The sequence below is a fragment of the Actinoplanes sp. NBC_00393 genome, assembly GCF_036053395.1.
Taxonomy (GTDB): domain Bacteria; phylum Actinomycetota; class Actinomycetes; order Mycobacteriales; family Micromonosporaceae; genus Actinoplanes.
The window spans coordinates 6,892,756-6,909,555 of the sequence record NZ_CP107942.1 but is presented as its reverse complement, the minus strand read 5'-3'; the positions used below and the strand labels follow the sequence as shown (position 1 = coordinate 6,909,555).

The following is a 16,800-nucleotide window of genomic DNA, read 5'->3' as shown; positions in this document are numbered from 1 at the left end:
ACGTGAGCGCCCCCGCGACCGGTGCCGTCCTTTCGGACACGGACTTCACCCGCTTCACCGAGTACTTCTACAAGCGCACCGGCATCCATTTCACCTCGGGCAAGCGGTACTTCGTCGACAAGCGGATCGAGACCTGCATCCGCAACTCGACGTACGACACCTTCACGAGCTGGTTCGCCGCGCTGCGGATGAGCGACAACTCCGGGATGCTGCAGGATCTGATCAACCAGCTCACCGTCAACGAGACGTACTTCCTGCGCGAGGATTACCAGTTCGACGCGATGCTCAGCACGGTGCTGCCGAACGTGCTGAAGGACCGCGGCGGGGTGTCCCGGATCGCCGGCCCGGTCAAGATCCTCTCGTTGCCCTGCTCGACCGGCGAGGAGCCGTACTCGATCGCGCTGCGCCTGCTCGAGGAGTGGGACCAGATCGACCAGGTGGACGTCGAGATCCACGGGGCGGACATCGACAGTGAGGTGCTGGCCAAGGCGGCTCACGCCAGCTACGGCGAACGGTCGCTGCAGCGGGTGCCGAAGCCGTGGATCGCCAAGTACTTCAACTCGGTCGGCACCGGCCGCTACCAGGTCGAGGACGGCATCCGGAGCGCCGTCACGCTGCACCGGGTCAATGTCTGCGACACACCCGCGATGCGGGCCTTCCGCGACTTCGACGTCGTCTTCTGCCGCAACGTGCTCATCTACTTCGACGAGCTGTCCAGCCGCCGTGCGGCCGAGAACCTGTACGGCGCCATGCGCCCCGGCGGCTATCTGTTCCTGGGCCACTCCGAGTCGATGAGCCGGATCTCGCCGATCTTCACGCCGACCCGTTTGCCGGAGGGCATCGTCTACCAGCGACCGACCGGAGCAAAGTGATGACCTCGGATACCGAGACGAAAGCCCGAGTGCTCGTCGTCGACGACGCCGCCACGGTGCGGCTCTACCACACCAGCCTGCTCACCGCCGCCGGATTCGAGGTGGCCGAGGCGGCGAACGGGCTGGAAGCCGTGGAGGTGGCCCTAGGTACGCCGTTCGACCTCTTCGTCGTCGACGTCAACATGCCGAAGATGAACGGCTACGCCTGCGTCGAGGCGCTGCGATCGGAGACGGTCGGCACCTCGGCCCCGGTGCTGATGATCAGCACCGAGGACCGGCCCGGTGACGCGGACCGGGCGTACCAGGCCGGAGCAAACCTATACCTGGTCAAGCCGGTCTCCGGAGATCGCCTGGTGCGAATCGCCACCATGCTGACCTCCGGAAAGGACGAGCCGGCATGAATCCGCTCCTCGCACAGTTCCTCGCCGAGGCCAACGACCTGCTCGCCCAGGTCGACGAAGGCCTGCTCCAGCTGGAACGCGACCCCGGCGACCCGGAGCTGGTCAACGAGGTGTTCCGGGCGGCGCACACCTTCAAGGGCTCGTCCGGCCTGTTCGACTTCCCCGAGCTGACCCGGCTGACCCACGCCGCGGAGGACCTGCTGGACGCGGTACGCGGAGGCCGGCTCTCCCTCGACTCGCAGATGGCCGACGACCTGCTCGCCGCCTTCGACCTGATCCGCGGCTGGCTGGCACACGTCACCTCGCACGAGCGGCTCCCGGCCAGCGCCGGCAACGACGCCGCCGGGCTGATCACCAAGCTGCGGGCGCCGATCGGTGGCGAGGCGGCCGCACCCACCCAGAGCGCCGCCGGCCCAGCCGCCCGGATCGACGCGGCGCCGGACTGGCTCGCCTGGCTGGACGCGGAGTGGCTGACCGAGACCGGGACCTGGCTCTCCACCACCTCGTCCACCATGCGCTTCGTCCGGTACGCACCCGACTCGGACTGCTTCTTCCGGGCCGAGGACCCGCTGCACCTGATCCGCCAGGTGCCCGGCCTGGACCGGCTCCAAGTGGTTCCGCCCGAGCAGTGGCCGTCCACCGACGAGTACGACGAGTACGTCTGCCTGCTCTCCTTCGTCCTCGCCACCCGGGCCGCGGTCGGCGAACTGGAGTACCTGTTCCGGTACGTCCCGGATCAGGTCCAGATCGTCGAGCTGGACGCCGACGCGATCACTCGCCACCTCAGCGGTGAGCCGCCGCTGCACGCCGAGGAACCGGTCACCGTGGCTGTGACCGAGATGATCGACTCGGCGATCGCCGCCGACGCCCGGGCCGTGCTGGCCGCGGCGCAGCGCTCCCTCGCCGTGACCGAAGGCGTGCCCGCGGCGGACGGGGCACAACTGCGGGCCGTGGCCCGGAGCGTGACCGCGGCGGCGCAGGCGCTGGGCGTACCGATGGATCTTGCAGAGGCGGACCGAACCGCGCTGCTCGAGGCGGTGGAACGTCTCCTTCCGGAAGCGGCGCCGGAGCCGGTGAAACCGGCTGCCCCAGCAGCCGCGGCGGCCCCCACCCCGCCGGCCACCGCCCCGGCCGACATGGCCGGCCGGGCCGACGACCCCGGCGGGCAGGTCGGCACCCGGGTGCTCAAGGTCGACCAGGAGAAGGTCGACCGGCTGATGGAGCTGGTCGGCGAGCTGAACGTGGCGAAGAACGGGCTGACCTTCCTGGCCGACGAGGCCGAGGAGGAGTTCGGCAGCCGGGTCTTCAGCCGCCGGATCAAGGACCAGTACGCCGGCCTGCACCGGATCGCCGAGGAGCTGCAGGCCGCGGTGATGGACGTACGGATGCTCCCGCTCTCGGTCGCCTTCGGCCGTTTCCCCCGCCTGGTCCGTGACCTGAGCCGGCGGCTCGGCAAGAGCATCGAGTTGGTCACCGAGGGTGAGGACACGATGGCCGACAAGGACGTCATCGAGGCGCTCGGCGACCCGCTGGTGCACCTGGTGCGCAACAGCCTGGACCACGGCATCGAGACCTCCGACGAGCGGGTGGCGGCCGGCAAACCGCCGGCGGCGAAGCTGACCCTGGCGGCGGTGGCGGACGGCGACGCGGTGATCGTGGAGGTCAACGACGACGGGCGCGGCATCGATCCGGAACGGGTCAAGCGCAAGGCGTACGAGAAGGGGCTGATCTCCGAGGAGGAGTTGGAGACGCTCTCCGACAACGACGCCGTCGACCTGGTGTTCCGTGCCGGATTCTCCACCGCCGACCAGGTTTCGGATCTCTCCGGACGGGGAGTCGGGATGGACGCGGTCCGGGCCAGCGTGGAGAAGCTGGGCGGCACCGTGACCATGCGGTCCCGGCTGGGCCACGGCACCTCCACCCGGCTGCGGCTGCCGCTCTCGATGGCCGTCACCCAGGTGATGGTGGTCAGCGTCGCCGGTCAGCGGTTCGGCATCCCGGTCGACCTGGTGGTGGAGACGGTACGCGTGCCCGCCGCCGAGATGGGCCACGTGCTGCACCAGGAGGTGGTCGTGATGCGCGGCGAGGTGGTGCCGGTGATCGACCTGGCACGGGCGCTGGACATGCCGTGGGAACCGGATCCCGGCGCCGATCGGGCGATCCTGGTGGCGAACGTGAACGGCCAGCGGGTCGGCCTGCTCGTCTCGCAGTTCCACCGCGAGGTCGACGTGATCCTGAAGCCGATGGAGGGGCTACTCGCCTACGCCGACGAGTTCTCCGGAACCGCTTTGCTCGGGGACGGCCTGGTCCTGCTGGTGCTCAACATGAAGGAGGTGCTCGGTCTTGCCGCTCGAGTTGCATGACGACAGCGCCACGCTGATCGGCGTGGTGACCGTGGACGAGGTCGAGCAGCTGGCCGGCTGGCTGCGGTCGGCCCGCAAGCCCAGGGTCAGCCTGCGGCGTTGCAACCACTTGCACACCGGCGCGCTCCAGGCTCTGCTTCTTTTCCGGCCGAAGATTTCTTCAGCACCGAATGACGCCTTCCTGGCTGCTCAGGTGCTGCCGCTGCTCAACGGGAGCAGCGGCCTCGCCAGCAGACAGGGAAGCGAACCTCCATGACCACTGTGATGCTCGTCGACGACTCCGCCACCATGCTGATGAGCCTCAAGTCGATCCTCACCAAGGCCGGGTACGCGGTGGAGACCGCGGGCCACGGCAAGGAAGCTCTCGACAAGCTCAGCAAGGGTGTCAAGCCGAACCTCATCATCAGCGACGTCAACATGCCGCAGATGGACGGGATCACCTTCGCCCGCGAGGCCCGCAAGGCCCCGGGTATGCGGTTCACCCCGATCCTCATGTTGACCACCGAGTCGGAGCAGACCAAGCGCACCGAGGCCAAGAACGCCGGTGCCACCGGCTGGCTCGTGAAGCCGGTCGGACCGGACCAGCTGCTCGGTGTGATCAAGCAGGTCCTGCCCGGAGCCTGACACTCGTCCCATTACGGAGGTATCGCATGCCAAGCCTTCTCCGCAAGCTCACGCTGCCGCCGGCCGAGCCGGACAGCCAGCAGGTGCGCGGGGACGTCGTGGCCGAGGCGCTGGACCCGATCCCGTCGTTCTGCGAAGTGATCGACGGGCACGTTCACGACGTCATCGACCAGACCGGCGAGGCTGCGCAGGCGATCGTCCAGCAGCTCATCAAGGTCGACTCATTGGCGGAGGTGATGGCCGGCGACGTCTCGCAACTCGCCGGCACCCTCAGCCGCACCGAGACCGAGCTGAGCCAGGTCAGCTCCTCCAACGACCAGCTGGTCGGGCGGCTCATCGCGTACTTCCTGTACCGCGATCATCAGATCCGGGCCCTGGTCGACCAGATGCGTGAGCTGGACCAGCACGTCAAACAGATCGAGGAAGTCAGCCGGGCGACCAACATCCTCGCCCTGAACGCGATGATCGAAGCGGTCCGCGCCGGCGATGCCGGCGAGGGCTTCTCGGTCGTTGCCGACGAGGTACGCAAACTCGCGCACCGCTCCTCCGAGGCCGCCCACGGCATCGGCAGCAACATCGCCGATCTCACCAACCGGCTCGACGCGGTGCTCTCCGACGACACCCAGTTCGACCGGACCGGGGAACTGGCCGAGATGACCGAGGAGACGGCGATGACCCGCCGGCTCGGCGGCATCCTGAACGCGCAGCGGGAGATGTCGGCGATGGTCACCGGCATCCTCAAGGACACCGTCAGCGCTGCCGAGCAGGTGCAGCGCAGCTCCGACGCGCTCACCTCGGAGACCACCGGCGCGGTCGGGCACGTGCAGTTCCAGGACATCAGCCGGCAGATGCTCGAGCACGTCGCGGAAGCCGTCGACGACGTGCGCCGGCAGTCGGAGAACGTCGCCGCGTACGCCCGTGGGGAACTCGGTGCGGAGGATCTCGCGGCGCAGTCCATCAACGTGGAGGACCTGCGCAGCAAGCACGTGATGTCCCGCCAGCGGTCCACCCATGCTCAGCAGACCGGTGGGGACACCTCGGCCGGCAACGAGCCCCTCATCGAACTGTTCTGACCACCACGAGATCGCCAGCGAGAGGTGCCGCGATGGCCCGGATCGAGAATTACGGCCCCGACATTCCCACCGAGCAGGACGCGGTGAAGGCCCTGGCGGATCTGATCGGCCCGCAGATGGCCGAGGGCCTGTGGTCGCTGGCGGTACAGGCCCAGGGCCTGCGGCGGCCGGTGACCGCGCCGTCCGACCTGCGACGGGTGGCCGAGCACATCATGGAGGTCGGCGAGCTGAGCCGGGTCGCGGGGCGCTCGCTCAAGGTGCGCATCATCACCTACGAGGCCCTGGCCGGGACGGTGCAGGCCTGAGCCTGTAGCAAGATGTGAGCATGCCATTCTCGCTGCCCATCGACGCCGAGGCGAACGCGCTGCTGGACCGGGACCCGCTCGCCGTGCTGGTCGGCCTGACGCTGGACCAGCAGATCACCATGGAGAAGGCGTTCACCTCGCCGTGGGTGCTCGCGCAGCGCCTCGGCCACGAGCCGACCGCCACCGAGCTCGCCGACTTCGACCCGGACGCGCTGATCGCGATCTTCGCCGAGCCGCCGGCCCTGCACCGCTTCCCGAAGGCGATGGCGGTCCGCGTGCAGGAGGTCTGCCGGGTGCTGGTCGACCAGTACGACGGGGACGCCGCCGCCCTCTGGCGGGGCGTGCCGACCGGCGCCGAGCTCTACAAGCGGATCTTCGCGCTGCCCGGCTTCGGCAAGCAGAAGGCGCAGATCTTCGTCGCCCTGCTCGGCAAGCAGTACAACGTGCAGCCCGAGGGCTGGCGCGAAGCGGCCGGCGCCTACGGCGAGGTGGACGCGTTCAAGTCGGTCGCCGACATCGTCGACGACGAATCCCTCGCCAAGGTCCGGGCGAACAAGAAGGCGGCCAAGGCCGAGGCGAGAGCCGCCAAGGGCGCTTGATGAACCTTTCTCAACCTGGCATCGGGCCGGAAATGTCCCGGCGGTTGGCCGGTGCCGGGTGCTGCCGGCCCTGGCCACGTTGAAAGGTTCAGTCACCGACAGGTTGGGCACAACGGCCCGGACGGTGCAAGGATTACCGGGTCGATCGGAGTCCTCGCGTGAAGAAGCAGCCGGAGCATCCGGTGTTGATCACCGATGCCGCGCACAGTCAGGACGCTCAGCTCCGCAGCAGGCAGATCCGCTACGTCACGATGATGAGTGTCCGGGCGGGCTGCCTGATCCTGGGTGGTGTGCTGATCAGCGCCCGGGTCCCGCTCCTGCCGCTTTGGCTGGGCCTCTGCGCGCTCGGGATGGTCCTGCTGCCCTGGATGGCCGTGCTGATCGCGAACGATCGGCCGGCCAAGACCAAGGCCGAGCGTGCCGCCGACCGGGCCGCGCGTGAGGACGTCCGGCGGGCGCTCGTGCAGCAGGAGCCCGAGTACATCACCATCGACTCCGAGGTGGTCGACGACCCGGTCGAGCAGCAGCGCCGCGGCTCCTGACCCGGTTACGGGCGGGCGCCGATCCGGGCCACGGCGGCCGCGCCCAGAGCGGCGCCGGCGGCCAGCGCCGCTTCCGGCCCGGCACCGGAACACCATGCGGCCAACAGGCCGGCAGCGAAGGCGTCACCCGCCCCGGTCGGATCCTTCACCGGTACGCGCGAAGCCGCCCCCGAGAACACCTCGCCGTCCCGCACGCGCCAGACGGCTCCGGCCGCCCCCTGTTTCACCACCGCGTTCCGCACGTGGGCCGTCAGCCGGGCCGCCTGCTCCTCCGCGCTGCCCGGACCGGCGAGCACGTCGGCCTCGTCCTGGTTGCACAGGAGCAGGTCGGCGTCGCGTACCCAATCCAGGAAAGCCTGCGCACCGGCGGCGCGCAACGGGGCTGCCGAGGCCGCATCGACGCTCACCGTGATTCCTCGTCCTGCCGCGGCGGTGAGGGCCGCGAGGCCCGCCGGACGTGACCCGGCATGCAGCAGCGGATAGCCGGAGAGGTGCAGGTGGCTGCCGGCCGGAGCGGCGGAGACCACCGCGGTCACGTGGTCCGGGTCGAGCAGCAGCGAGGCGCCCCGATCAGTGATCATGGTGCGCTCGGCCGGGCCGGTGAGGACCACCACGCTGCCGGTGACGGCGCCCGGGTGGACGTGCACCGCGCAGCGCACGCCCACCGACTCGAGTTCCGCGACCCGCTCCCGGCCGGCCGCGTCGTCACCGACCGCGGCGACCAGCGTCACCGGCTGCCGGGCGTGGGCCAGCCAGGCCGCCGTGTTCGCGGCCTGACCTCCGCCGGCGACCCGGATCGCGGCATCGGTGTCCGATCCGACCTGGATCGGCCCGTTCTGCTCGACCAGGACGTCCGTGACCAGGTCCCCGACAACGATCATCGTGAGTTGCCCACGCGCGCGCTGTTCATACGGGCGCTGTCCATGCGGGCGCTGTTCATGCGGGCGCTGTTCATGCGGGCGCTGCGAAGCCCACCGGCGCGGCCGCGCCGGTGTTGGCCGCCGCCGCGATCCGGGCCGCCAGGGCGGAGTTGCGCAGGATGATCCGGATGTTCACCTCGAGGCTCTTGCCCTCGGTGCTGGCGTGGAAGTGGCCCAGCAGGAAGGGGGTGACCGCCTTGCCGGTGATGTTCTGCTCGGCCAGCAGGTTCAGTCCGGCCGCCAGGGTCCGGTCGTGCAGCCCCGGGTCGAGCTGCTCGTCGGTGGGCAGCGGGTTCGCCAGCACCAGGGCGCCCTCGCTGACGCCCTGCTCGGCGCGGGCCCGGATGAAGTCGGCCACCTGCTCCGGCGAGTCCAGCTCCCAGTCGACGTCGAAGCCGCCGTCGGTGATGAAGAAGCCGGGGAACCGCCGGGTCCGGTAACCGGCCACCGACACACCGAGGGTCTCCATCCGCTCCAGGGTGGCGCCCACGTCGAGGATCGACTTGACGCCGGCGCAGACCACCACGATCGGCGTCCGCGCCAGCGCGGTCAGGTCGGCCGACTCGTCGTACGTGATGTTCGCCTCCCGGTGCACCCCGCCCAGCCCACCGGTGGCGAACACCCCGATGCCCGCGGCGTCCGCGATCGCGCTGGTGGCGGCGACCGTGGTGGCGCCGTCGGCACGCCGGGCCGCGGCGATCGCGAGATCCCGGACCGAGAGTTTCGCCACGTCCCCGGCGAGCGCCAGGTGCTCGACCTGCGCGTCGTCCAGGCCGACGACGACCTCTCCGCCGATCATGCCGATGGTCGCCGGCACCGCCCCGTTGTCCCGGACGGTCTGCTCGATCTCGCGCGCCACCCGGAGGTTGTCGGGGTGCGGCAGGCCGTGCGAGATGATCGTGCTCTCCAGGGCCACCACCGGACGGCCGTCCCGGCGGGCCCGGGTCACGTGCTCGCCGTATCGAATTGCGAAGTCAGTCACGCCCGCTACGGTACGGCGCTCACGACCTGCGTTGTCGTTGGACCGACCAGGCGTGAGCTGTCAGACTTGGCGGCTGGAGCTGTGACTCCGCCATGGCATGAGCATTGATTCTGCGAAGGGTAGATAAACCGTGAGCACCCAGATCCTGGAGCGTCCGGAGACCAAGGATGCCGACACCGGTCCGGAGATGTTCCACTACGTTCGCAAGGAGAAGATCGCGGAGAGCGCGGTCATGGGCACCTTCGTGGTGGCCCTCTGCGGCGAGAAGTTCCCGGTGACCAAGGCGCCCAAGCCCGGCTCACCGGTGTGCCCGCAGTGCAAGGAGATCTACGAAGCCATGAAGGTCTGATCAAGGCGTGACGAGCGGAGACGCACTGCTCGTCGCGGACCTGATCGGTGTGGCGGTCTTCGCCGCCTCCGGCGCCTCGGCCGGCGTCGCCAAACGCCTCGACCTGTTCGGGGTGGCGTTCGTCGGCTTCGTGGCCGCGCTGGGTGGCGGCATTCTGCGTGACCTGGCCATCGGCGCGGTTCCACCGCTGGCGTTCGCCGACTGGCGATATGCGGTGACCGCGGTCCTCGCCTCGGTCGCGGTCTTCTGGCTGCACCCGAGACTGAACCGGGTCCGCCGGACCGTGCTGCTGCTGGACGCGGCCGGCCTGGGACTGTTCACCGCGACCGGCACCCTGAAAGCCCTCGACGCCGGCGTTCCACCGGTCGGCGCGTGCCTGCTCGGCATGCTCACCGCGATCGGCGGAGGGCTGGCCCGCGACCTGCTGACCGGGGAGATCCCGGTGGTGCTGCAGCGCGAGATCTACGCGGTGGTCGCCCTGGGCGGCGCGGTCCTGGTCACCGTCGCGGAGCGGATGGGCTTCACCGGGCCGGTTCCGCTGATCACCGCGGCGAGCTTGATGACCGGGGTACGCCTCATCGCGCTCTACCGTCGCTGGTCGGTCCCGGTGGCGATGCCGTAGCCCCGATTCGCAACGGTTCGCGGCTATGCTGGGGCCCTGCCTCCGCGCCCCGAAATCGCGGAGGCTTTGTCTTGGACGAGCCTTGTCTTGAATGAAGGGATCACCGGAGCTTGAGCCCGTCACTGCCGAACCTGGAGATCTTCCCGCCCCTGCGGGATTGGCAGCGTAAGGCGATGGTGACGTACCTGCGCCGCCGTTCCGACGACTTCATGGCGGTGGCGACGCCCGGCGCGGGCAAGACCACGTTCGCCCTGCGGATCGCCGCCGAGATGCTCGTCGACGGCACCTGCGACGCGGTGACCGTGGTCTGCCCGACCGAGCACCTCAAGACCCAGTGGGCGCTCGCGGCGGCCCGGGTCGGCATCCAGCTCGACCCGCAGTTCCGCAACTCCGACGTGCACTCGTCCCGCGACTTCCACGGCGCGGTCCTGACGTACGCGCAGGTCGGCATGGCGCCGCAGGTGCACAAGCGGCGGACCATCACCCGGCGCACGTTCGTCATCCTCGACGAGATCCACCACGCCGGCGACTCGCGTACCTGGGGGGACGGGGTCAAGGACGCCTTCGAGCCCGCCGTACGCCGCCTCCTGCTCACCGGCACACCGTTCCGGTCGGACGAGAACCCGATCCCGTTCGTGACGTACGAGCGGGGCCAGGACGGCATCCAGCGGTCCCGGGCCGACTCGATCTACGGCTACGCCGACGCGCTGCAGGACCGGGTCGTGCGCCCGGTGCTCTTCATGGCGTACTCCGGCGAGACCCGGTGGCGGACCAGCGCCGGTGACGAGCTGGCCGCCCGCCTGGGCGAGCCGATGACCAAGGACCTGATCGCCCAGGCCTGGCGGACCGCCCTGGACCACCGCGGCGACTGGATGCCCCAGGTGATGCGGGCCGCCGACGCCCGGCTCACGAAGATCCGCGAGCACGGCATGCCGGACGCCGGCGGTCTGGTCATCGCGAGCGACCAGACCTCCGCCCGGGCGTACGCGAAACTGCTGCACGACCTGACCGGTGAGCCGGCCACCATCGTCCTCTCCGACGACGAGGGCGCCTCCGGCCGGATCGCCGAGTTCGCCAACTCGGAGAAGCGCTGGATGGTCGCGGTCCGGATGGTGTCCGAGGGGGTCGACATCCCGCGGCTGGCCGTCGGGGTCTACGCCACCAGCGCCTCCACCCCGCTCTACTTCGCGCAGGCGATCGGCCGGTTCGTCCGGGCCCGGCGCGAGGGCGAGACGGCGACCGTGTTCCTGCCCAGCGTCCCGCACCTGCTCGGCCTGGCCAGCGAGATGGAGGCGCAGCGCAACCACGTCCTGGGCGCGCCGAAGGAGAAGGACGGGCTCGACGACGAGCTGATCGAGCGGGCGCAGAAGGCCGAGGACGCGCTCGGTGAGCTGGACAAGAAGTTCGAGGCGCTGTCCTCGATCGCCGAGCTGGACCAGGTCATCTACGACGGGACGTCGTTCGGGACCGGCGCGCGTACCGGGACCGCCGAGGAGGCCGACTATCTCGGCCTGCCCGGCCTGCTCACCCCGGACCAGGTGACCACCCTGCTGAACAAGCGGCAGGCCGACCAGATGGCGTCGCAGAAGCGGCAGCAAGCGGAGCAGACCCGCAACGAGGTGCCCGCGCAGCGGGAGGCGGTCGTGCCGATGAGCGCCGGGGAGCGGCGCAACAGCCTGCGCCGGCAGCTGAACACGCTGGTCGCGGCCCACCACCACCGGACCAACCTGCCGCACGGCAAGATCCACGCGGAGTTGCGGCGGCTTTGCGGGGGGCCGCCGAGCGCCCAGGCCACGATCGAGCAGCTCGAGGAGCGGATCGCCACGATCCAGACGTTCTGACGCCGCCGATGTTAAGTCCACTTGACGTCAAGTGGACTTAACATCAAGATGGATGCATGACGACGACGATGCTCGATCGGGTGGTGCGCTGGAACCTGGATCTCGACGGCGACATCTACGGCGACGAACACGAGCGCTTCCGGTGGTACGAAGGGCTCGCCGTGGCGTCCTCGCTGCAGATCCTGCTGTTGCCGTGGGTCGCGGCGGTCCTGGTCTGGACCCTGGGCCGGCCCGCGGTGCTGCCGCTGGGCGTCATGCTCGTGGCGTTCCAGTTGCCGTTCCTGATCAGCACGGCCTACCTGAGCCGCCGCGGGATCAGGCCGCGGACCCAGATCCGGACCCGCAAACAGTTCGGTCTCTCGGTCCTCAGCGGCCTGCCGTTGCTGCTCTTCGTCTTCGGCGCAGTCTTCGCCTTCCGCGGCCCGGAGGGGAACGGCCTCACCGGAGCGGTGATCGGCGGCGCCATCGGCGGACTGGTGGCGGTCGGCTTCGTGACCTGGGAGACGCGCCGCCGCCGGGGTAAGGAAGCCGAGATCGTCGAGGACGAGGAGAACTGATGTCCCCGGTCTCCGGCCCGGTGCGGGCCCCTGAGGCGGGTGGAGCGGCCGGCGGGCGGATCCGGGTGGCCCGCAAGGAGGCCGGGCTGACCCAGCAGGGTCTCGCCTCGGCGGTCGAGGTCAGCCGGCAGACCATCATCGCGATGGAGACCGGCGATTACGCCCCCTCGGTCTATCTGGCCATCAAGGTGGCCCGGGCCCTGGGTGCGCCCGTTGAGGAGCTCTGGGGCTGAATCAGGCATGCAGAAGGGGCGCTCCAGGAGGAGCGCCCCTTCTTCTGACGCCTCAGTCGGGGGACCGCTGCTGTTGCTAGTTGGTGGAGTTCGACATCTTGACCGCGCCGCGCCAGGTGAAGTCCGGGTCAGCGGAATACTGCACCGCGATCTTCACCAGGTCCTCGGCATACCGGTTGGCGTGGTGGCCGCAGAACACGAGCTCGCCACCGCCTGCCAGGGTCAAACGGAGCTTCCCTGCTGCATTGCAGCGGTCGCACCGTTCATCGGCTGCTGGGCCGGCCAGGCTTCCCGCCGGCGGCGTGAGGGTCGGGGTCATCGCCTTCCTCCTCTGTTCGTCACCGATGAACATGTTCCTCGGCTACTGCTCACACATCGTGCAACACCCTGCACCGTTGCAGCCTTCCCAGAGTGCCCCGGGGGGACCGAAGTCACACGCTGGTCTGGCTAGTGTGCCGTGATCCAAGGGTGCCACGTCAACGATCACTTCTGCACAACGGTCTGATCACCACCCGTTGATGTACGGGTGGTGACCAAATGGACACGTAATGTTGACTAATCGGCCCTAGTCCAGGTAGTCGCGAAGGACCTGCGACCGCGACGGGTGTCGCAACTTCGACATCGTCTTGGACTCGATCTGCCGGATCCGCTCACGGGTCACCCCGTACACCTGGCCGATCTCGTCCAGCGTACGCGGCTGGCCGTCGGTCAGGCCGAAGCGGAGCCGGACCACGCCCGCCTCCCGCTCGGAGAGCGTCTGCAGGACCTGCTGGAGCTGGTCCTGCAGGAGCGAGAACGACACGGCGTCGACCGCGACGACCGCCTCGGAGTCCTCGATGAAGTCACCGAGCTGGCTGTCGCCCTCGTCGCCGATGGTCTGGTCCAGCGAGATGGGCTCACGCGCGTACTGCTGGATCTCCAGCACCTTTTCCGGCGTGATGTCCATCTCCTTGGCGAGCTCCTCCGGGGTGGGCTCGCGGCCCAGGTCCTGGAGCAGCTCACGCTGGATGCGGCCGAGCTTGTTGATGACCTCGACCATGTGCACCGGGATGCGGATGGTGCGGGCCTGGTCGGCCATGGCGCGGGTGATGGCCTGCCGGATCCACCAGGTGGCGTACGTGGAGAACTTGTAGCCCTTGGTGTAGTCGAACTTCTCGACCGCGCGGATCAGGCCGAGGTTGCCCTCCTGGATCAGGTCCAGGAACGCCATGCCGCGACCGGTGTAGCGCTTGGCCAGCGAGACCACGAGCCGCAGGTTGGCCTCGAGCAGGTGGTTCTTGGCCCGCTCGCCGTCCCGGTTGATCCACTTGAGGTCGCGCTCGAAGTTGCGCTCGAGCGCCTCCTCGCCCTCGTCGGCGGCCCGCAGCCGCTCGGCGGCGTAGAGGCCGGCCTCGATCCGCTTGGCGAGCTCGACCTCCTGCTCCGCGTTGAGCAGCGGGACCTTGCCGATCTGCTTGAGGTAGGCGCGGACCGAGTCGGCGGAAGCGGTGAGCTCCGCGTCGCGGCGCGCCTGCTTGAGCGCCTCGGACTCCTCGTCGTCCCACTCGAAGTCGCCCTCGGTGGCCGAGCTGGCGGCGTCGGTGGCCGCGGCGGCGACCATCGCGGGCGGCTCCTCGACCACGACGTCCTCGATCTCGGCGGCGAGCTCCTCGGGATCGATCTCCTCGCCGGGGCCCTCCTCGCCGGGCTTGGCGGCCTTGGCAGCGGTGACCTTGCGGGCCGGCGTGGCCTTGGCGGCCGCGGCGGTGACCTTGCGGACCGGTGCGGCCTTCTTCGCCGCTGCCGGCGTGTCGCCCTCCCCGGCCGGCGTGGCCTGCTTCGGGGCGGGCGCCGCCTTCTTGACCGGAGCGGTCTTGGCGGTGGTCGCCTTCGAGGCGGGCGTAGCGGCCCGGGCCGCGGCGACCTTGCGGCGAGTGCTCGCCGAGCCGTCGACCACCACGGTGATCCCGGCGTCCACGAGGCCGCGCAGAATCTTCTTGGCCTGGGCGGTGTTCACCGCGGCGGCCTCGAGAGTGTGCTGAACCTGTGCCGAGGTGAGTTGCCCGCCCGCACCCTGGGCATGGGTGATCAAGGCCTCGGTGAGAGAGCGAACGTCGGCACCGTTCTGGTGGGCTTCTGTCACGAATGACCTTCCGGAGGCGATGAGGTTGGGCACGGCCAGGATCCAGCGCAGCACGCGGGGGCGAGGCTTGCTGGAGTCGGTTTGGGGGCCCTCGGGACACGGACCGTCCCGCAGGTGAGTGTCCGTGAAGCGTGGGCAGGGGTGAATTGTAGCGCCGCCGACCGAGATCCTCCGCCTCCAGCACGCCGCTAGAGCCCGACGACCTCGTCAGAGACGGTCGACGCGACAATGCTAACGGTGGAAAGGACCCATACGTGAACGAGATTTCGACGGTATCGACGCCCGACGAGTTGCTGGCCGTGGCTGTCCGGGTGGCCCGGCAGGCGGCTGCCACGGCCCGGCGGATGCGCGACGAGGCGATCGGCGACGTGCAGACCAAGAGCACCGACACCGACGTCGTCACGGCGGCCGACAAGGCGGTCGAGCGGCAGGTGGTGGACGCGCTGCTGGCCGAACGGCCCGGCGACGGCGTGCTGGGGGAGGAGTACGGGGACTCCGTGACGGTCGCGCCCGGCGCCGTGCGGTGGATCCTGGACCCGATCGACGGCACGGTGAACTACCTCTACGGCCTGCCCCAGTACGCGGTCTCACTGGCCGCTGAGCGGGACGGAGAGGTGGTTGCCGGGGTGGTCTGCAACGCCGCCACCGGCGACGAGTGGACGGCCACCCGGGGCGGCGGGGCGTGGCGTGACGGCCGCCGGCTGACCGGCTCGGCCCGGACCACGCTGGACCAGACACTCGTCGGCACCGGATTCGGCTACGACCCGCGGCGCCGGGAGCATCAGGGGGCCGTACTGGCCCGATTGATCACCCGAGTGCGTGACATCCGGCGGCTCGGCGCGGCGGCCCTCGACCTCTGCCTGGTCGCCGAGGGCATGCTGGACGCCTACTACGAGAAGGGCCTGAACCTGTGGGACCACGCGGCCGGAGGCCTGATCGCGGCGGAGGCCGGACTCACGGTCGCCGGACTCTCCGGTGCGCCGGCCGGCAAACAGATGCTGGTCGCGGCGCCACCGGCGATCTTCCCGGCGCTGCACGACGCCCTGGTGGAGCTGGACGCCGCCGGTGGCCCGTAGGACGGGCCGGCGGCTCAGTCGGCCTTGGCCTTCGCGTCGACCGGCTTGAGGCAGGCGCCCGGCGGCAGGGTGGGGTTGCCGACCGCGACCAGCGACTGGTTGACCTCGGTCGTGGTGGCCAGCTGCTGGTACTCGTTGCCGATCACGACCTCGATGGCGTCGCCCTTGCGCTTCGGGCTGTACACCATCTCGGCCTGGGCCAGGAAATACGCCCGCAGCAGCTGTGCCTTGCCGACCGCCTCCGGCCCGAAGCGGATCTCCGCGACGCCCTTGAACTTGGTCTTGCTCTTGGCCGGGTCCTGGACGGTGAAGCGGCGGTTCTTGAACTGCTCGGTGACCTGCTCGGCCAGGCCGGCCTTGCTGGTGCCGTTGAGGACCTTGAGGGTGACCTCGCCCGGGTCGTCCGGCAGCCGGACGTCGGCCAGCGGGGCGCCGGCCGGGCAGTCGCCGCCGTTCGCGGCGTCGCGCTGTGAGTCACGCACGAGAGCCACGACGACGAAGACCAGCGCGGCGACGGCGAGCACTCCGACGACGACCAGCGCTCGGACGCGCGCAAAGCTCATGGGGCTTGCTCCAGGATCGGACGGCGGACCCGGGTGGCATCGCCGGACTTGTCGAGAGGTTAGCGTCTGTCCGCCAGGCGCGCGGAAACAGGGAATGCTTCCGGCGCGTTGACAATGATCCAGACGCTGGTGCCCCTACTTTGATGTCGCCTCAGTCACATCGGGAACAATGTGCCGCCGGAACGCGTACAACCCTGCCGCAGCAGCGGTAAGGTTCCGCGCTCGCCGGGGTAGATCCGGGTGTCAGAAATCGTCCAGCGGAACCGGGAACCGAAACCTTGTCGCAAGCGTTACTAACGCCAAGCGACACATCGATACAGGAGAGTGAAGACCGATGGCCACCGACTACGACGCCCCGCGTCGCGATGAGGTCGACCTCGGCGAGGACAGCCTCGAGGAGCTCAAGGCCCGTCGCGCCGACTCGCAGTCGGGCGCAGTGGACGTCGACGAGGTCGAGGTGGCGGAGAGCTTCGAGCTGCCCGGCGCCGACCTGGCCGACGAGGAGCTGACCGTCAAGGTGCTGCCGATGCAGACCGACGAGTTCCGTTGCGCCCGCTGTTTCCTGGTGCACCACCGCAGCCAGCTGGCTGTGGAGCGCAACGGGGAGCTGATCTGCCGCGAGTGCGCCTGAGCGCACTCGCGCGCAGCGCGCCACCACCCGATCGCGGATCCCGCGGTCGGGCGTACGGCGTTCGCCACGGGGATGGAAAACGGGGTTTGACCCTGAGGCGTGACCGGGCACAGATACCGGTGACC

Annotated in this window: 21 protein-coding genes; 16 read left to right on the top strand and 5 right to left on the bottom strand. The window is 69.7% G+C overall.

Annotated features, from left to right (window positions below):
* Window positions 1-2: 2 nt before the first annotated feature.
* From OHA21_RS31985 to OHA21_RS31945, 9 genes are all read left to right on the top strand, one after another.
* On the top strand, window positions 3-872 hold the full coding sequence (locus OHA21_RS31985; protein ID WP_328461245.1) for a CheR family methyltransferase: 870 nt from the start codon (window positions 3-5) through the stop codon (window positions 870-872).
* Window positions 872-1,273, top strand: coding sequence for a response regulator (locus OHA21_RS31980; RefSeq protein ID WP_328461243.1), 402 nt, complete (start codon window positions 872-874; stop codon window positions 1,271-1,273). The genes OHA21_RS31985 and OHA21_RS31980 overlap by 1 nt, the downstream gene beginning before the upstream one ends.
* On the top strand, window positions 1,270-3,636 hold the full coding sequence (locus tag OHA21_RS31975; RefSeq protein ID WP_328461241.1) for a chemotaxis protein CheA: 2,367 nt from the start codon (window positions 1,270-1,272) through the stop codon (window positions 3,634-3,636). Before OHA21_RS31980 ends, OHA21_RS31975 begins: the two co-directional genes overlap by 4 nt.
* Window positions 3,617-3,892 (top strand): hypothetical protein, encoded by a 276-nt coding sequence (locus tag OHA21_RS31970; protein WP_328461239.1) that lies wholly within the window; start codon window positions 3,617-3,619, stop codon window positions 3,890-3,892. Before OHA21_RS31975 ends, OHA21_RS31970 begins: the two co-directional genes overlap by 20 nt.
* Window positions 3,889-4,260 carry a response regulator gene (locus OHA21_RS31965; RefSeq protein WP_328461237.1) on the top strand — a complete coding sequence of 124 codons (372 nt, stop codon included), beginning with the start codon at window positions 3,889-3,891 and terminating at the stop codon, window positions 4,258-4,260. Before OHA21_RS31970 ends, OHA21_RS31965 begins: the two co-directional genes overlap by 4 nt.
* Before the next feature lie 26 nt (window positions 4,261-4,286).
* On the top strand, window positions 4,287-5,333 hold the full coding sequence (locus tag OHA21_RS31960) for a methyl-accepting chemotaxis protein (RefSeq protein WP_328461235.1): 1,047 nt from the start codon (window positions 4,287-4,289) through the stop codon (window positions 5,331-5,333).
* 32 nt (window positions 5,334-5,365) lie between these two features.
* Window positions 5,366-5,638, top strand: a complete 273-nt coding sequence (locus OHA21_RS31955; protein WP_328461233.1) for a hypothetical protein — start codon at window positions 5,366-5,368, stop codon at window positions 5,636-5,638.
* A gap of 20 nt (window positions 5,639-5,658) precedes the next feature.
* Complete coding sequence (locus OHA21_RS31950) at window positions 5,659-6,237, top strand: HhH-GPD-type base excision DNA repair protein (RefSeq protein ID WP_328461231.1); 579 nt, start codon at window positions 5,659-5,661, stop codon at window positions 6,235-6,237.
* Window positions 6,238-6,395: 158 nt separating this feature from the next.
* Window positions 6,396-6,779, top strand: coding sequence for a DUF3099 domain-containing protein (locus OHA21_RS31945; protein ID WP_328461229.1), 384 nt, complete (start codon window positions 6,396-6,398; stop codon window positions 6,777-6,779).
* A 5-nt stretch (window positions 6,780-6,784) separates the two neighbouring features.
* On the opposite strand, the gene OHA21_RS31940 is transcribed toward OHA21_RS31945, so the two are convergent.
* Together OHA21_RS31940 and OHA21_RS31935 are read right to left on the bottom strand one after the other, a co-directional pair.
* Window positions 6,785-7,660, bottom strand: a complete 876-nt coding sequence (locus OHA21_RS31940; protein WP_328461227.1) for a carbohydrate kinase family protein — start codon at window positions 7,658-7,660, stop codon at window positions 6,785-6,787.
* Window positions 7,661-7,730: 70 nt separating this feature from the next.
* Window positions 7,731-8,681, bottom strand: a complete 951-nt coding sequence (locus OHA21_RS31935) for a pseudouridine-5'-phosphate glycosidase (protein ID WP_328461225.1) — start codon at window positions 8,679-8,681, stop codon at window positions 7,731-7,733.
* A gap of 130 nt (window positions 8,682-8,811) precedes the next feature.
* Here OHA21_RS31935 and OHA21_RS31930 point away from each other — a divergent pair, with 130 nt between their 5' ends.
* From OHA21_RS31930 to OHA21_RS31910, 5 genes are all read left to right on the top strand, one after another.
* The gene (locus tag OHA21_RS31930) at window positions 8,812-9,030 is read left to right on the top strand and encodes a DUF3039 domain-containing protein (protein ID WP_328461223.1); all 219 of its coding nucleotides are present in this window, start codon (window positions 8,812-8,814) and stop codon (window positions 9,028-9,030) included.
* 7 nt (window positions 9,031-9,037) lie between these two features.
* Entirely contained in the window at window positions 9,038-9,652 is a 615-nt protein-coding gene (locus tag OHA21_RS31925) for a trimeric intracellular cation channel family protein (RefSeq protein ID WP_328461221.1), read from the top strand.
* A gap of 173 nt (window positions 9,653-9,825) precedes the next feature.
* On the top strand, window positions 9,826-11,493 hold the full coding sequence (locus OHA21_RS31920) for a DEAD/DEAH box helicase (RefSeq protein ID WP_442875185.1): 1,668 nt from the start codon (window positions 9,826-9,828) through the stop codon (window positions 11,491-11,493).
* 56 nt (window positions 11,494-11,549) lie between these two features.
* Window positions 11,550-12,050, top strand: a complete 501-nt coding sequence (locus tag OHA21_RS31915) for a hypothetical protein (protein WP_328461217.1) — start codon at window positions 11,550-11,552, stop codon at window positions 12,048-12,050.
* Window positions 12,050-12,283, top strand: a complete 234-nt coding sequence (locus OHA21_RS31910) for a helix-turn-helix transcriptional regulator (RefSeq protein ID WP_328461215.1) — start codon at window positions 12,050-12,052, stop codon at window positions 12,281-12,283. Before OHA21_RS31915 ends, OHA21_RS31910 begins: the two co-directional genes overlap by 1 nt.
* Window positions 12,284-12,359: 76 nt before the next feature.
* Here the strand turns inward: OHA21_RS31910 and OHA21_RS31905 are convergent, their stop codons facing one another.
* Window positions 12,360-12,602 carry a DUF7455 domain-containing protein gene (locus tag OHA21_RS31905; RefSeq protein ID WP_328478645.1) on the bottom strand — a complete coding sequence of 81 codons (243 nt, stop codon included), beginning with the start codon at window positions 12,600-12,602 and terminating at the stop codon, window positions 12,360-12,362.
* A gap of 246 nt (window positions 12,603-12,848) precedes the next feature.
* Window positions 12,849-14,405: an RNA polymerase sigma factor gene (locus tag OHA21_RS31900; RefSeq protein WP_328461213.1), complete on the bottom strand. Its 1,557-nt coding sequence runs from the start codon at window positions 14,403-14,405 to the stop codon at window positions 12,849-12,851.
* A 254-nt stretch (window positions 14,406-14,659) separates the two neighbouring features.
* On the opposite strand from OHA21_RS31900, the gene OHA21_RS31895 reads away from it, so the two are divergent.
* Window positions 14,660-15,481, top strand: a complete 822-nt coding sequence (locus OHA21_RS31895) for an inositol monophosphatase family protein (RefSeq protein WP_328461211.1) — start codon at window positions 14,660-14,662, stop codon at window positions 15,479-15,481.
* Between the two features lie 14 nt (window positions 15,482-15,495).
* Here OHA21_RS31895 and OHA21_RS31890 read toward each other — a convergent pair whose 3' ends face one another.
* On the bottom strand, window positions 15,496-16,044 hold the full coding sequence (locus OHA21_RS31890) for a LytR C-terminal domain-containing protein (RefSeq protein WP_328461209.1): 549 nt from the start codon (window positions 16,042-16,044) through the stop codon (window positions 15,496-15,498).
* A 334-nt stretch (window positions 16,045-16,378) separates the two neighbouring features.
* Here OHA21_RS31890 and OHA21_RS31885 point away from each other — a divergent pair, with 334 nt between their 5' ends.
* Window positions 16,379-16,675, top strand: a complete 297-nt coding sequence (locus OHA21_RS31885) for a DUF4193 domain-containing protein (RefSeq protein WP_023561654.1) — start codon at window positions 16,379-16,381, stop codon at window positions 16,673-16,675.
* Window positions 16,676-16,800: the final 125 nt, after the last annotated feature.

Coding starts and splice junctions, on each gene's coding strand:
- OHA21_RS31965 (WP_328461237.1), top strand. CDS start 3,889: ATGACCACTGTGATGCTCGTCGACGACTCCGCCACCATGCTGATGAGC.
- OHA21_RS31940 (WP_328461227.1), bottom strand. CDS start 7,660: ATGATCGTTGTCGGGGACCTGGTCACGGACGTCCTGGTCGAGCAGAAC.
- OHA21_RS31920 (WP_442875185.1), top strand. CDS start 9,826: ATGGTGACGTACCTGCGCCGCCGTTCCGACGACTTCATGGCGGTGGCG.
- OHA21_RS31915 (WP_328461217.1), top strand. CDS start 11,550: ATGACGACGACGATGCTCGATCGGGTGGTGCGCTGGAACCTGGATCTC.
- OHA21_RS31890 (WP_328461209.1), bottom strand. CDS start 16,044: ATGAGCTTTGCGCGCGTCCGAGCGCTGGTCGTCGTCGGAGTGCTCGCC.
- OHA21_RS31910 (WP_328461215.1), top strand. CDS start 12,050: ATGTCCCCGGTCTCCGGCCCGGTGCGGGCCCCTGAGGCGGGTGGAGCG.
- OHA21_RS31960 (WP_328461235.1), top strand. CDS start 4,287: ATGCCAAGCCTTCTCCGCAAGCTCACGCTGCCGCCGGCCGAGCCGGAC.
- OHA21_RS31975 (WP_328461241.1), top strand. CDS start 1,270: ATGAATCCGCTCCTCGCACAGTTCCTCGCCGAGGCCAACGACCTGCTC.
- OHA21_RS31905 (WP_328478645.1), bottom strand. CDS start 12,602: ATGACCCCGACCCTCACGCCGCCGGCGGGAAGCCTGGCCGGCCCAGCA.
- OHA21_RS31885 (WP_023561654.1), top strand. CDS start 16,379: ATGGCCACCGACTACGACGCCCCGCGTCGCGATGAGGTCGACCTCGGC.
- OHA21_RS31955 (WP_328461233.1), top strand. CDS start 5,366: ATGGCCCGGATCGAGAATTACGGCCCCGACATTCCCACCGAGCAGGAC.
- OHA21_RS31950 (WP_328461231.1), top strand. CDS start 5,659: ATGCCATTCTCGCTGCCCATCGACGCCGAGGCGAACGCGCTGCTGGAC.
- OHA21_RS31980 (WP_328461243.1), top strand. CDS start 872: ATGACCTCGGATACCGAGACGAAAGCCCGAGTGCTCGTCGTCGACGAC.